Below are 13,786 nucleotides of genomic sequence, written 5' to 3' on the forward strand. Positions count from 1 at the left end.
ATGCGTCTGTTCGCCATCCGCGACTACCGCCACCTGTTCGGCGCCCAGGTCATCGCCCTGTTCGGAACCGGCCTCACCACCGTGGCCCTCGGGCTGCTCGCCTACGACCTCGCCGGCCCGCGCGCCGGCATGGTCCTCGGCACCGCCCTCACCATCAAGATGGTCATGTACGTCGTCGTGGCCCCGCTGGCCGCCGCGTACGTCGACCGGTTGCCCCGAAGAACGTTCCTGGTCCTCCTGGACGTGGTCCGCGGCGCCGTGGTCCTCGCGCTGCCGCTGGTCACCGAGGTCTGGCACGTCTACGTCCTGATCGCTCTGCTCCAGGCCGGCTCCGCGGCGTTCACCCCGACCTTCCAGGCCGTCATCCCCGACCTCGTCACCGACGAGTCCGCCTACACGCGCGCCCTGTCCGCCTCCCAGGTCGCCTCCACGGCGGAGAGCTTGCTCAGCCCCGTCCTCGCAGCCGTCGCCCTGACGTTCATGAGCTTCGACCGGCTGTTCCTCGGCACCTCCGCCGGATTCCTCGTCTCCGCCCTGCTCGTCCTGTCGACGCGCATCCCCGACGCCCGCCCCAGCGCCCACACCAAGGCGTGGGACAAGGCGGCAGCGGGGATCAGGACCTTCCTCAGGACGCCTCGGCTGCGTGGGATCATGGCGCTCAACCTCGTGGTCGCGGCGGCGGGTTCGATCGTCGTCGTCAACACCGTCAACCACGTCCGCGACGAGCTCGGCGGCTCGCGGTCGGACGTCGCCTGGATGCTCGCCGCCTCCGGGACAGGAACCCTCCTGACCGCCCTCGTACTGCCCCGGGCCCTCGAAAGGACGGCTGCCCGGACCGTCATGATGGCCGGCGCCGGGGTCCTCGTCGGCGGCACGGCCGCCGCGGTGACGCTGATCACGACCGGCCTCACCACATGGACCGGCACGGCGATCGTATGGGCCGTGATCGGCATCGGCATGGCGCTGATCATCACGCCGACCGGCAAGGTCCTGCGTTCCTCCGTCGGGCGGAACGCGATCCCCGAGGCCTTCGCGGCCCAGTTCTCCCTGTCGCACCTGGCCTGGCTGATCACCTATCCCGTCGCGGGATGGCTCGGCGCGAACGCGGGCTTCCCCCTCGCCTGGTCCGTCCTCGCGGTCCTCGCCGCGGCGGGAGCGGTCGGGGCCCTCCTCCTGTGGCCGCGCCACGACCTACGAGGAGCCATGGCAACGCCCGTGACCCCTGCCGGGCACGCGTCCGGCACGGACCGGTCCACCCTGTCCAAGGCCGCGTGAAAGCTCCACGGGCCCGCGGACGGCGGCGGCCCCCACCACCCCCTGGGTGGCGAGGGCCGCCGTCACGTGCGAGGTCCGTCGACGGCGGTTCCGTCAACTCCGCGCAGGAGTGAGGATGTCGTCCGAGAAGCGCGGCACCTCGGCGTTCTCCTGCCGGTTGCCGTTCTTCTCGTAGATCCACTTGCCGGCCAGCGCCGGGATCCAGGCCGAGAACTCGCTCTGGGTGAGGTCCGCGGGCACCTTGGCCCCCAGCCGGTTGAGATCGGCCGCGGGCAGTCGTGTGCTCGGATCGATCTGTTCGGAAGGGGAGTTCGCCATCGTGGTGTCCCATACCTGGAGGGCGAAGGTCGTGCAGTTCCTGGCCGGGGTTCCGGCCCAGCCGCCGGTCAGCAGGTAGTTCCAGCTGGGCAGCAGGGTGTACTTCTCGTCGGCCTGCTTGCGCCGCTCGATCTCCCGCTCGAACGCGGACTCCTGGGCCGCGCTGAGGGTCTTGCAGCGAGCCGCGCGCGGAGCGTACGCGCCGTCGCGGTCCTGCTTGCGGCTCGGCCGGTCCCACTCGACCAGGGGCTTGCCGGGCGCGTTGATGTCGTAGCCGGTGTAGTTGATGGACATGCCGTCCACCGCGCTGCCGTCACCGTTGCGGCCGTCGGGGTCCTGGGGCTGGAAGGAGTACGTGTCGTAGCGCGCGGTGTCGCCCGTGGCGAGCTTGCGCTTGAACGCCCCGTGGTCGTTGAAGTGCACGAGCCAGCTGTGGCCGAAGACGTGCTGGCTGACGTTGAGTTCGTACAGCAGCTTGTTCATCTGCTCGGCGTAGGAGAGGTCGCCGTACTTGGCCCGGAAGTCCTTGGAGTTCCAGACGTCGTAGGCGCGGGTTCCCACGTCCCAGACGTAGCCGCCGGTGGTTCTTTCGGTGGTCTCTGTGCTGTATATGCACAGGGTGTTGTCCTGTGGTGCCGCGGCCCGCTCGGCTGCCGACGACGGCTCGGCGGCGGCCGCGGGGCCGGCGACGAGGGCCGTGACCAGAATCGTCAGAGCGGAGGACGACGTAAGCAAAGTGCGTAAATTCACGGGGAATGTATACATGTCATGACGCTTCCAGTGATCATTCCAAGATCACTTTCAGGCCAGAGTCGCCGCCCGGGGTGGTGAGGCGGTTCAACGCGAGGCCGCGCATCTGCTCGGATCGGGCTCCGCGTGCGGCTTCCTCTGCGGGGTCACGCATGCGGCTTCCTCTGCGGGGTCACGTACGTCACCCAGAGGACCGGAGGCGGCGGAATCCGCGCATGCGCGGCACCTCTCGGCGCGGGAAGAAGAAGGCCGGATCGACACCGGCCCCGCGGCACTGGAAGATCTTTTCCATGACCATCGCCCCGGATCCGCACCCGAACCCGAGTCCCCGTCCGACCCCGCACCCGCTGGTCGCCCGAGCGCGCCGCATCGCGTCCGACGTGCTCGCGCCCATCGCCGAACGCGTCGACCGCGAGGACGTGCCGGCGAGCAGCATCGAGGCGGTCAAGCGGTCGGGGCTGCTCGGCGTGAGCGCACCGGTGGAGTACGGCGGTTCGGCGGCACCTGCCGCTGTGGCACGTGAGATCGCCGAGATCCTGGCGGGAGCGTGTTGCTCGACGTGGTTCGTGCAGACCCAGCATCACACACCGGTCATGACACTCGCCAGGAGCGAACTGCCCGTAAAAGAGCGGCTGTTGGGGCCGCTGGCGCGCGGTGAACTGCTGTCCGGAGTGGCGTACGCGCAGCTGCGCGCCTACCCGCGTGTCCCGGTCCTCGCCACCCGTGACCGCGGCGGCTGGCGCTTCGACGGGCGCGTGCCCTGGTACACGGGCTGGGGGCTCAACGACGTCATGCTGCTGGCCGGGGTGACGGACGCGGACGAGGCGCTCTTCGCCTTCACCGAGGCACGGGCACAGCCGGGACTGCGCCCCTCGGAGCCGATGCGGCTCGCCGCGCTCGGCGCCTCGCGCACCGTGTCGCTGGAGCTGGACGGGCTCTGGCTGCCCGACGAGGCCGTGGCCCTGCGCACGCCCTACGAGACGTGGGCCGCGACCGACCGCCCCAAGAACACCAACGCCTCCCCGGCCGTGTTCGGCATCATCGAGTCCGCACTCGGCCTGCTCGACGGGGGACCGGCCGAGAAGGAGACGGCCCACGCCCTGCGGGCCCGCCTCGACGAGGTCAGGCGGCAGGCGTACGAACTGGCCGACCATCCGGTGCCGTACGAGCGCGTCGAGGAACGGCTGGCGGTCAAGGTGCGTGCGTACGACCTGATGCGGACGGCGACGACGGCGGCCGTGGTGGCCGGTGGCGGCCGGGCCATGGCCCTGGACAGCCGTGCGCAGCGGCTGGCTCGCGAGGGGATGTTCCTGCTGGTGCAGGGGCAGACGGCCGAGGTGCGCGGCGCACACCTCAGCCATCTGTCGGTGACCGGCTGAGCCTTCACCTCGGCGCGGAAGCCTGATCGTCACTCGTACGCCGCTCGTGTCACGAGCCCGGCGGCGCCTTCATCAAATTGACTGGCTGCGGTCATACGGGGGGACGCAAGAGAGGAAAGACACATGCCGGGTCCGACTCGTTCCGTACTCGCCTCCACTGTTCTCGCGTCGGCGTTGCTGACGGCGCCGGCAACGGCGTTCGCCCAGGCGCCGCCGAGCACGTCGGCAGCCCCGGCGTGCAGCATCTCCGACCTGGTGCCGAAAGGCAGGAGCGCCCAGAAGAAGGCCGAAGCGTGGTGCGGCGACGTCCTGTCGGAGGACGTCAAGGAGAAGGCTGTCGCCTGTGCGAAGCGGGGAGTCGACGCGGCGAGGGGGAAGCCCGACTTCGATGACCTGAAAGAGGCGATGGCCACGTGCGTGACCGATGCCCTTGCGAAGGATCCCTGCGCGTCCGGAAGCAGGGAGAAGAGCGAACGGTGCGCAAAGGAGTTCATGAAGGCGAATCCCCACATCACGTCCCAGACCCTGTCCTGGATCGGCGAGCACTGCACGGACTTCGTCGGCCACATCAAGGGGTTCGACACTCCGTGTGCCTGCGGCAAGGCCATTGAGGGCCGTCCGGGCCGGTGATGTCATGGTGCCGGGCCGGGGCCACGCTCGCCCCGGCCCGGCTGTGATCAGGCCGAAGCCGCCCTGAGGTCGATCACCGTACGCAACTTGCCGCTCCCGGCGGTGCGTTCGAGGTCCCCGCCGTCGACGATCTCGACCGCGCACGTCAGCAGCCCCTCCTCGGTGACCGCCGTGTCGAGTTCCGGGATGGCCGACAGGAACGCGGCACGTGCACGCTCCGGGTCCGCGGCGTACTCCCGGTCCAGGCGTACGGTCAGGTCCTCGCGGGCGGCCCTGCCGCTCAGGACCAGCTGCAGCTCGCCGCGGTAGTCCAACCGTTCCTGGGCGCACTCCACAAAGCGGCGGTAGTTGTAGAAGTACGTGCCCACGCGGACCACATCGCCGTAGCGGCCCAGGAGTTCGATGCGCGGGGCGTGACTGCCGCACGGGCAGACTCCCTCCACAGCGCGGCCCAGGTCGCCGATCTGATAGCGCTCCAGACGCTGGCCGGCGCGGGTGCGGCTGGTGAAGACCAGGCGGCCGGGCTGACCCGCCGTCACCGGCCGGTCCTCCCGCGGGTCCAGGATCTCCAGGGTGTGCAGATCCGACAGGACGTGGTGCACCGAGCCTTCGGCGTGGGTGCACTGGTAGCCGAGCGGGCCCAGGTCCGTACTGCCGTAGGAGGCGGAGCGGATGACCTCCACGCCGAAGGTGTCGGTGAGGATCCGGCGCTGCTCGGCGGTGAAGTGCTCGCCGCCGTAGAACACCTTGCGTATCCCGCCGTAGGAGCGCAGCAGTTCGCTCTGGGAGTGGAAGAGCTGCCACAGGTAGGACGGCATGCCGAACACCGCGTCGGCGCGGTGGGTCACCAGGGCCTCGGCGACCGCGGCGTGGTCGCTGCCCGCGGCCAGCGGGATCTGGGTCGCGTTCAGCCGCTCCAGGATGGAGAAGAAGCTGATGAAGCCGCCGTACATGCCGCCGCAGTAGAAGAGGTTGGCGGCGCGGTCGCGGGCCGGGTCGAAGCCGGCGGCGATCAGACCGTGCGCGGCGGCCCGCATCTGGGTGTCGTAGTCGGCGTTGGTGAACAGGGACAGGGCCGGGGCGCCTGTGGTGCCGCCGCTGCGGAAGTGGAGGTGGGCGTGTTCGGGCGCGAGGTCGGCCAACTGCCTCTGGACGTCCGCCTTGTCGAGGAGGGGGCCGGTCGGCGGGGCGGGGGAGGGGACGGCGGCGACGAGGTCGTCCAGGCATCCGGTGGCCGCGAAGGCGTCGTCGGCCTGGACGCTGACGCGGCGGCTGTAGCGCTGGAGCGCGTAGACGCCGTCGTGCGGCTCGCCGTCGTAGCTGTCCAGCATGGCGCCGACCGGAGTGATGCGCAGCGCGCCCGCCGTCAGCAGGGCGCGGGAGAGCCGGGCGATGTCCGCGCGGCCGCCGCCGACGGCGACCGTCTGGAGATAGCGGCGCATCGGACGCAGCGTGGCGGTGATGTCCCGGGCGGGCAGCGGCTTGACCCACACGCTGCGGTTCAGCGGCGATGCGGTGAGCGCGGGCCGGGTGTCGGCCAGGACCCGCCAGGTGCCGTCCTCGGCGGCGACGACCTTGGTCAGGCCCAGGTGCTGTTCCAGGCGGGCAAGGAGTTCGGTGGTGGTGATCTCGGCCTGCTCGGCGGCGCTCAGGCCGGGCAGGCCCGGCTGCTCTGCCTGTCCGGACAGGTCCGACAGATCCGACTGGTTCGGCTGGCCCGTCTGGCCCGGCAGGCCCGTCTGGCCCGTCTGGCCCGGCAGGCCCGGCAGGCCCGGCAGGCCCGTCTGGCCCGGCAGGTCCGGGGCCGCGCGGTTGCCCGCGGCCAGTGCGGCCGCCGACGCCTCGGCGAGGACGGGCGCGAAGTCCTCGGCGAAGGCGAAGACCTCCTCGGCGTCCTCGGTGTCCAGGTAGATCACCTGAGGGCTGGAGCACGCCTGCTGGTCCAGGCGGCAGACGTCCGCGGCCAGGGCCGCCAGAGACACCGGGTCCTGCCATGCCTCGCGGGTCAGATAGGCGAAGGAGATCTTGTGCCCCCACTCGACCAACCGGCAGCCAGGAGGCGCGAGTTCGGCGACGGAGGCGACCGCGTCCTCGCCGCCCCACACGGCGATCGCGTCCGCGGACGCGCACATCAGCCGCAGCCACTCCCGGCGGGCCGACGGGAAACGCAGGGCGACGACGTGGCGGGCGAGCGCGCCGGTGGGGTCGGCGGCCGCCAGCTCGGCGAGCAGGTGCAGGGCGAGCGGGGAGTCGCCGCCACTGATCTTGAGTACGTTGACGTTGCCGGTCAGCAGGCCCTCGACGACGCTCAGCGGGGCGACCGCGGCCGCGTTGCCGGGGGCGATGTGCGCCAGCAGACCGACCGGCGCCCACGCCTCGAAGACGGTCTCGCGGGCATCGGGCCGGGTGAGCCGACCCGGCGCCGTGCCGCCCAGCTCGCGCCGGAGCTTGCGCTCCAGACAGGGCCTGGCGAGCGCGCCGGACAGCTCGGTGAGGATCACCTCGGCCTCGGCGAAGTCACCCGTGGAAGCGGCGAGTTGGACGGCGAGCCGATCCCGTACCGGATTCTCGGAATCGGCCAGCGCGGTGCTGAGCGCGGCACACGCGCTGAGCACGGTCTCGGTGGGCAGCGGTTCGGCCAAGGCCCGCTCGACCAGGCCGGGGAGATCCGCCAGGCGGGCGGCGGCCTCGGTGTCGTCGATGAACTCGCCCTGCCAGAAATGGAGTTCGCTGGTCACTGCGGAGACTGCTCCCTCGTGCGCGCTTGTCGTCGTCTCGGTGGTCGTCGCGGTGCTCATGCGCGTCCCTTCAGAAGTTCGGCCGCGGCCACCGCGCAGCTGCGGTTGCGGCTCACCCCGGCGCGCCCGTGGACGGTGAACCACGGTGTGGGCAGCGGGCAGCCGCACTCCTCGGCCGGGTGCAGCGAGGCGAGGTCGCCCATCACGACGCTCTGCGCCGGCACGGAGGTGATGTACGGCGAGACCAGATGCAGGAAGCCGCGCTCCCCGTATCCCAGCGGCCGCAGGGTGCGGGTGTCGCGCACCGCTGCCCGCGACCACACGGGCACGTGCAGCCGGTGCCCGGCGCACTCGATGTAGGGCACGCAGTGCTCCACCGAGCCGAAGGTGTCCCGGATCCGCTCCGGCTCGACGCCCAGGAGCTCGGTCACCCGCGCGTAGAACTCCGCCTTGCCGATCTGCCGGTCGGCGTGGCCCTTCCAGCCGCCGCCGAGGACCACCAAGGAGCCCACCGGAAGCTGGATCGGCGGCAGTCCCTGGGCGCGCATCCGCTCCAGGGTGAAGTGCAGGAACGCGGGGAAGCCGAGGACGCGGACCGGCAGGCCCTCCTCCGCGTACCGCCGCAGCGCGTCGATGCAGCCGTGCACGTCGAACTCGTGGCCCTCGCCGGTGTGCCGCAGCGCGTGCGTGACGCCCTTGGCCGGGGCGAAGTCGCACAGGTAGTTGTCGGTGAAGGACGTGCCGAGCCTCATGCTCGGGGCCGGTTCGTAGCTGTAGAGAAGGTAGTTGACGGGCCGGTCGGGGGTGATCCAGCCGTAGTGGTCGAAGATCCGGGCCACCATGCGCTGCGCGGAGCGGATGGTCCACTCGTCGAAGAACATCTGCGACTTCTGGCCGGTGGTGCCGGAGGACGTCAGATGCAGGAAGACGTCGTCGCGGGGAACGGAGAGCACCTCGTGGCGCTTGAAGAAGTTGGCATGGACCAGCGGGGTGCGGACGCCCGCGCCCACCGTCGGTGCCGCGGCCTCCGGCGCGTCGGCCAGCAGCGAACGGAAGAACGGCGAGCGGGCCGCGTGCCAGTCGTTCGCCTCGGCCATGGCGGCCGCGAACAGCGCGTCGGTGTCAGGACCTTGGGCGTACGGCTCGGTCAGGTCGCAGAGCCGCTGGACGTGTGCCAGCGACTCCGGGTCCGGGACACGGACAGGGGCGAGATAGGGGTTCACGTTCACAGGACAACCTCGTGACGGGGCAGATAGGTGGCGGCCCAGGCCGTCAGGTAGGCGCTCACATAGGGCTGGAGCGGCCCGCCGACGGCGAGGGTCCGGAAGTCGATCTGACGGCTCGTGCGGGAGAGCACGACGTAGTCGTGACAGCGCTCGCCGATGCGGCGCATGGCCGGGTAGACGGCGCTGGGGACGAAGCCCGCGGCCAGGAAGGCGGTCAGGCTCGCGGTGTCGGACAGCGGAAGGAGCGTCTCGACGTAGTCGGCGCCGGCCCGGGAGACCGTCGCCATCAAGGGCTCCAGGGCGTGCGTGACCGCCGCCGGGTAGGGGTGCACGGCGACCAGCGCACAGCTCCCGGCGACCGGGTCGAGATCCACGTACGCCTCGAACGCGCCGTCCGGCGGCACCAGTACGGCGTTGGGCGCGTGCAGCGGGTAGTAGCGCCCTGCCGGATCGGGAAAGAGCTCCAGGAAACGACGGCGTACGAACCCGGGCGCGCCGACCACTTCCAGGTCCGCGGTCGGCGGAGCGGGCGGAGCGTCGGGACGCGCCGAGCCCACCGTGTCCGAGGGCAGCACCGTGCCGTAGGGGACGCCGGTGCTGTTCTCGGCGGCGGCGAGCAGCGGGCCGAGCGCGGCGGGCGCCCGGGAGACCGCAGCGCGCCGGTCCAGCACCCCGTCGGCGAAGCGGGCGAACAGGCCGAGGCTCTCGCAGCCCGCCACCTCGGCGGCGTTGGGCAGCAGGCCGAGCGGCCTGAACCCGTTGCGGACCACGACGTGTTGGGGGCCTTCGGTGACCATCCGCACGGTGGCGTACACCGAGTCCAGACGGCCGGTGGCGAATGCCGCGGAGCACACCGCGCCGGTCAGACGTCCGGCAAGGCCGCCGCGGCGGCGCTCCGGGTGGACCGCGAGGCCGACGAGCTTGCCGATGTGGCTGCCCGGGTCGGTCTGCACGACCGCCGAACCCGCGAGCTCCCCGGTCCCGGCCAGCCGGGCGGTGAGCCAGTGGGTGTGCGGGTCGGTGATCAGGCGGCGCATCACCGCCGGGTCGCTGCCCAGGGGCACCGGGTACCCGTGGCCGTACACGTCGAAGTACAACTGCCGCAGCTCCGCGATGTCCTGGAGTGCCGCGGGGGCGAGGATGACGGTCATCGGGCACCTTCGAGGGAGGCGGCGTCGGCGGGGACGTCCTCGGCGGCGCTGTTCCGGGGGCTCGTCGGAGCCGCCGAACGGGGCGCCGCGTCCCCGTCCTCCAGAACCGCGCGCTCGCGCCGGCCGAGCAGGAACAGGGCCGCCGCGACCGGTGCCAGGCCCACGCCCTGGACCAGGCACAGCCAGCGCGCCGCCACGTGGTCGCCGAGCACCCCGAAGACCAGCGAGGACAGCGGGAAGGTGGCGCCCAGCAGGGCCTGCATCACCGCGAAGAACCCCGGCTTGTCGGCGACCGGGACCGACCGCTGGAACAGAGCGACGAAGCGTACGCCGATCACGCCGACGCACCAGCCCGCGAGGGCCAGCGACACCAGGGCAACGGCGAGGCCCGGCACCAGTCCCGGCATCCCGAGCGCGAGCGCCATCAGGGCCAGGCAGGTCCCGCCGACCGTGGTCGGGGAGCCCGGCATCCGCCCTCCGGTGAAGGAACCGAGCAGGGTCCCCACGCCCAGAGCCGCCTCCAGCGCGGCGACCGTCGATCCCTGCCCCCGCAGCACCGAGCGGGTGTACAGCGGCATCACCACGAACACGGCCGTGGTGAAGACGTTCGCCGCGGCGAAGCAGAGCAACACCTGCCGGATGAACGGCAGTTCACCCAGAATCTGCCGAAGCGTACGCCGCTCCGGTACGTCACCCAGGGCGTGCGGGACAGGGCCCGCGACGGTCCGGGGGAAGCGGGTCAGCGCGATGAGCACGGCAGCGGCGAGGTACGCGCCCGCGCACCCGGCGACGATGCCCGCCAGGTCCCAGGCGTCGACCAGCAGCGGGCCGAGGAGCCCGCCCGCGAGCCCGGCCAGGGACTGCGTGGCGAGTTCGAAGCCGGTCGCGGCCTCGATGTCGGCGTCCTCGACCAGTTCGGGGACCGAGGTGGTCAGGCACGGGTCGAAGAGGGCCTGGCAGCCCGCGAGGAGCAGGGCCGCGCCGTAGACCACGGCGGTGGGCGGCTGCGCCGCGTACGTCCAGGTGGCGGTCGCGGTGGCGGCCAGACCCGCCACCGCCGCCGCGCCCGCGAGCACACTGCGGTGCGGACAGCGGGCGACGATCCGCGCGACCAGCGGGACGAGGACCACCGCGGGCAGCGTGGAGACCGCGAGGAAGGCCCCGGACGCCAGGCCACGGTCGGCGCCCGCCGCCTGGCTGACCAGCCACCACACCACGCCGACCTGGAACATCCGGGCCGCCGCCTGGGTGAGGACCTGAGCGGCCCAGACCGCCCCGAAGGCGGGGTTGCGCAGCACCAGGGGGAGCTGCTCGCGGGGTTCCGGCGCGCCCCTTCTGCCGGGCGCGGTCATGACCCCATCCGTTCGTCCACGACGCGGATCAGCTTGCCCGAGCGCGAGTTGACGGCCAGCTCGCGGTGGCGCACCCACTCCAGCGACAGCGGATGGATGTGCCCGGCGCCGACCGCGTCGCCGAACGACGGCCGGTCGGCGAGGAGTTGCTTGCGGATCGCCGCGGCGAGGTCGTCGAGCCCTGCCGGGTCCCCGTCGGTCGCCAGCCGCAGCCGCAGGCCGTCCCGCCCGTCCCAGTGACGCAGCACCAGCTGGATCCCGGTCACCCGCCCCGCGACGTCGGCGCCGCGGACGAGGTCCTGCACGTCCTCGGTGTACAGCGAGACGGGACCGACGCGGACACCCTCCTGCGAACGGCCCAGGATGCGGAAGTGCCCGGGTCCTGTGCCGGTCCACTCGGCGCGGTCGCCCGCCGGATAGCGCAGCACGGGCATCAGCCGCCGACGCAGGTCGCTGACCACGACCTTGCCGGGAACCCCCGCTTCGGTGATCGGTTCGCCGGTCTCCTCGTCGAGGATCTCCACGGTGGCGTAAGGGGTGAAGGCGCGGTGCACGCGCGGGTCGGGCCCCGGCACGGCGCACCCCAGCAGCCCCGCGTCGACACTGGCGTAACCCGCCGAGCGGGGGCGGGCGTTGGGGAACGCCTGGGCGAGCAGCGGCTCCTGGTCGCGGTAGAGGCTCTCCCCGCCGAAGAGGAGCAGCTCCACCCGCGGGAGCTGCCGTCCGGCGGCGACGAGGTGGTCGGCCAGGGCGCACAGCGTGGTCGGGGTCCCCGCGACCACGTCCACGTCGAACTGCTCCAGGGTCAGCGCCGTCGACTCCAGGGGCGCGGCGCCGCCGATCGGCAGCCGGACGTTGGAGACGGGGGAGCGGTGCAGCGAGTCCAGGATGAAGGTGAAGCTGGCGTACAGCTCCCCGGCGTAGAAGAGGTCGGCGACCCGATGCCCGGGGCGCAGTCCGGATTCGAGCAGCCCGGCACCGAATGCGCCGGTGAACTCCCGCCATTCCTCGCGGGTGTAGAAGGAGAACTTCGGCGAACCGGTCGTGCCACCGCTCTTGAAGACCACGGCCTCGTCGAGCGGACCGGTCAGCAGCCGATTGTCGCGCGGAGTGTTGGCCCGCCAGAACTCGGCCTGGGGAACGACCGGAAGCTGTGTGAGCTCAGTTACACGGTCCGGAACTCCCGTATAGAGATCGGCGTAGAAAGGCGACTGTCGACGGATGAAGCGTATGAGTTCCGTCAATGGTTGAACGGGCATCAATTCCTGCTTTGCGGCATACGAAGGCGGCGAAATCCCTCGAGGGGGAGGTCGCCTGAGTGGTTGAGGTGGCACCCGCCTGCCGGGCCTGCCCGGGACTTCCGTCCTGGGCGGCTCGCCGGAACTACGGAGTGCGACCAAGACATTACCGCACCGCGAATGCCCCGATTTCCCGCCCGTGCCCCAGCTTCCCGTCACCGAAATCTTCCGGCCAATGTGCGGGGTCGGCCCTTCGGGTCGGTCGGGCAGCCGTTCCCGTGGTCGAGGGCTGACGACGCGTCATCCGAGGGCGGCTAATTCGGCTGGAAAGTAATTGTCGTGATGCGTGCAGGTCGAAACGTGTGCAACCGCAGGAGCGGCGATATGTATTCGCTGGAATCGATACTCAATCATTCAATTCGCCGCACCGTGATTCAACTCACGTGAGGGCGCTGTGCGGTTCGAGTCGTCTCCGGGCCTAGTTCCAAGGTGGCGACCGCCCCTCCGTCGGACGCGTTGGCGAAGGTCAGCCTCGCGCCGAGGACCGAGGCCTGGCCGAGCGCGATGGTCAGTCCGAGACCGTGCCCGCGGCCGCGCTCGGCGGCTTCCGAGCGGAAGCGCTGCGGCCCGTGGGCCAGCAGGTCGGCGGGGAAGCCCGGCCCGTGGTCGCGTACGGAGATCCGGGTACCGGTGACGGTGACCCGGACGGGAGGCGCGCCGTGCCGGTGCGCGTTGGCGACGAGGTTGGTGACGATGCGCTCCACCCGGCGCGGGTCGGTGCGCACGACGTCCGTGCCCTCGGCGTCCGCGCCCTCGACACGCACGTCGCAGGCGTCACCGCCGCGTCGGACCACGTCGGCGACCAGCTCGCCCAGGGGCACCTCGTCGAGCCGCGCCCGCTCGGCGCCGGCGTCGAGGCGGGAGATCTCCAGGAGATCCTCGGTCAGGCCGCGCAGCGTCCGCACCTCGGTACGCACCAGATCCGCCGCCTCGTCCCGCTCGGGGAGCAGACCGGCGGCGGTGACCAACCCCATCAGAGGGGTGCGCAGTTCATGGGCCACGTCCGCGGTGAAGCGCCGTTCCGACTCCAGCCTCCGCTGGAGCGTGGCGGCCATCGCGTCCATGGCCGCGGACATCTCGGTGATCTCGTCGCGGGCCCGGCCCGGGCGCCCGATGCGGGCGTCGAGGTCGCCGTCCGCGATCCTGCGGGCGGTGCGGGCGCCGTGCCGCAGTCGCCGGTTGATCGGCTCGGTGGCGAGCGCGGCGAGGGGGACGACGACGGCGAGGGCGGCGAGCACGGACTTGACGATGCTCCGGTCAAGGAGCTGCAGGCTGCGTACCTCGGCGCTCATGTCCGTGCGAACGGCGAGCACGCGGTCGCCGACCGGTACGGCCGCCCACATCCAGTACCAGTTCGGTGGCTTCTCGTCGTACCAGAGGGCGTACTCGCCGGTCCGCTGCGGACCCGCCAGGTCGCGGGCGAGGGGTTCGGGCACCTCGTCCCGCGTCATGAGGTCCGCGGTCGCGGGCCTTTCGCCGGTACGCGCGTACTCCTGCTCGGCGTCGTGCAGTCGGGTGACGGCCCGGTCGCGCCCCGCACGTTGGCCGTGTTCCTGCGTCGACCGGTGGACGAGCAGACCGACGACCGTGGCGACAGCGCAGCAGGCTGCCGCGGTCAGGGCGGCGATCTTCCAGCGCAGGGCGCGGGGGTCGAGGAATCCCATGGCTG

Annotated in this window: 10 protein-coding genes; 3 read left to right on the forward strand and 7 right to left on the reverse strand. The window is 71.7% G+C overall.

The window, feature by feature from the left end; all coding sequences use genetic code 11:
- Entirely contained in the window at positions 1 to 1,275 is a 1,275-nt protein-coding gene (locus ACZ4D5_RS42335) for an MFS transporter (protein WP_467777867.1), read from the forward strand.
- Positions 1,276 to 1,368: 93 nt separating this feature from the next.
- On the opposite strand, the gene ACZ4D5_RS42340 is transcribed toward ACZ4D5_RS42335, so the two are convergent.
- Positions 1,369 to 2,343 carry a hypothetical protein gene (locus ACZ4D5_RS42340; protein ID WP_467777868.1) on the reverse strand — a complete coding sequence of 325 codons (975 nt, stop codon included), beginning with the start codon at positions 2,341 to 2,343 and terminating at the stop codon, positions 1,369 to 1,371.
- A gap of 290 nt (positions 2,344 to 2,633) precedes the next feature.
- On the opposite strand from ACZ4D5_RS42340, the gene ACZ4D5_RS42345 reads away from it, so the two are divergent.
- A complete protein-coding gene (locus ACZ4D5_RS42345; protein ID WP_467777869.1) occupies positions 2,634 to 3,722 on the forward strand; it encodes an acyl-CoA dehydrogenase family protein in 1,089 nt (362 codons plus the stop codon).
- Positions 3,723 to 3,977: 255 nt separating this feature from the next.
- Positions 3,978 to 4,352 (forward strand): hypothetical protein, encoded by a 375-nt coding sequence (locus tag ACZ4D5_RS42350; protein ID WP_467777870.1) that lies wholly within the window; start codon positions 3,978 to 3,980, stop codon positions 4,350 to 4,352.
- 47 nt (positions 4,353 to 4,399) lie between these two features.
- Here the strand turns inward: ACZ4D5_RS42350 and ACZ4D5_RS42355 are convergent, their stop codons facing one another.
- From ACZ4D5_RS42355 to ACZ4D5_RS42380, 6 genes are all read right to left on the reverse strand, one after another.
- Positions 4,400 to 7,150 carry an acyl-CoA reductase gene (locus tag ACZ4D5_RS42355; protein ID WP_467777871.1) on the reverse strand — a complete coding sequence of 917 codons (2,751 nt, stop codon included), beginning with the start codon at positions 7,148 to 7,150 and terminating at the stop codon, positions 4,400 to 4,402.
- Positions 7,147 to 8,313, reverse strand: coding sequence for a LuxE/PaaK family acyltransferase (locus ACZ4D5_RS42360; protein WP_467777918.1), 1,167 nt, complete (start codon positions 8,311 to 8,313; stop codon positions 7,147 to 7,149). Before ACZ4D5_RS42360 ends, ACZ4D5_RS42355 begins: the two co-directional genes overlap by 4 nt.
- 2 nt (positions 8,314 to 8,315) lie before the next feature.
- Complete coding sequence (locus tag ACZ4D5_RS42365) at positions 8,316 to 9,467, reverse strand: GNAT family N-acetyltransferase (protein ID WP_467777872.1); 1,152 nt, start codon at positions 9,465 to 9,467, stop codon at positions 8,316 to 8,318.
- Entirely contained in the window at positions 9,464 to 10,819 is a 1,356-nt protein-coding gene (locus tag ACZ4D5_RS42370) for an MFS transporter (protein WP_467777873.1), read from the reverse strand. The genes ACZ4D5_RS42365 and ACZ4D5_RS42370 overlap by 4 nt, the downstream gene beginning before the upstream one ends.
- On the reverse strand, positions 10,816 to 12,078 hold the full coding sequence (locus ACZ4D5_RS42375; protein WP_467777874.1) for a phenylacetate--CoA ligase family protein: 1,263 nt from the start codon (positions 12,076 to 12,078) through the stop codon (positions 10,816 to 10,818). The genes ACZ4D5_RS42370 and ACZ4D5_RS42375 overlap by 4 nt, the downstream gene beginning before the upstream one ends.
- A gap of 413 nt (positions 12,079 to 12,491) precedes the next feature.
- Positions 12,492 to 13,781 carry a sensor histidine kinase gene (locus ACZ4D5_RS42380; protein WP_467777875.1) on the reverse strand — a complete coding sequence of 430 codons (1,290 nt, stop codon included), beginning with the start codon at positions 13,779 to 13,781 and terminating at the stop codon, positions 12,492 to 12,494.
- Positions 13,782 to 13,786: the final 5 nt, after the last annotated feature.

Source organism: Streptomyces sp. NPDC025651 (assembly GCF_055558735.1).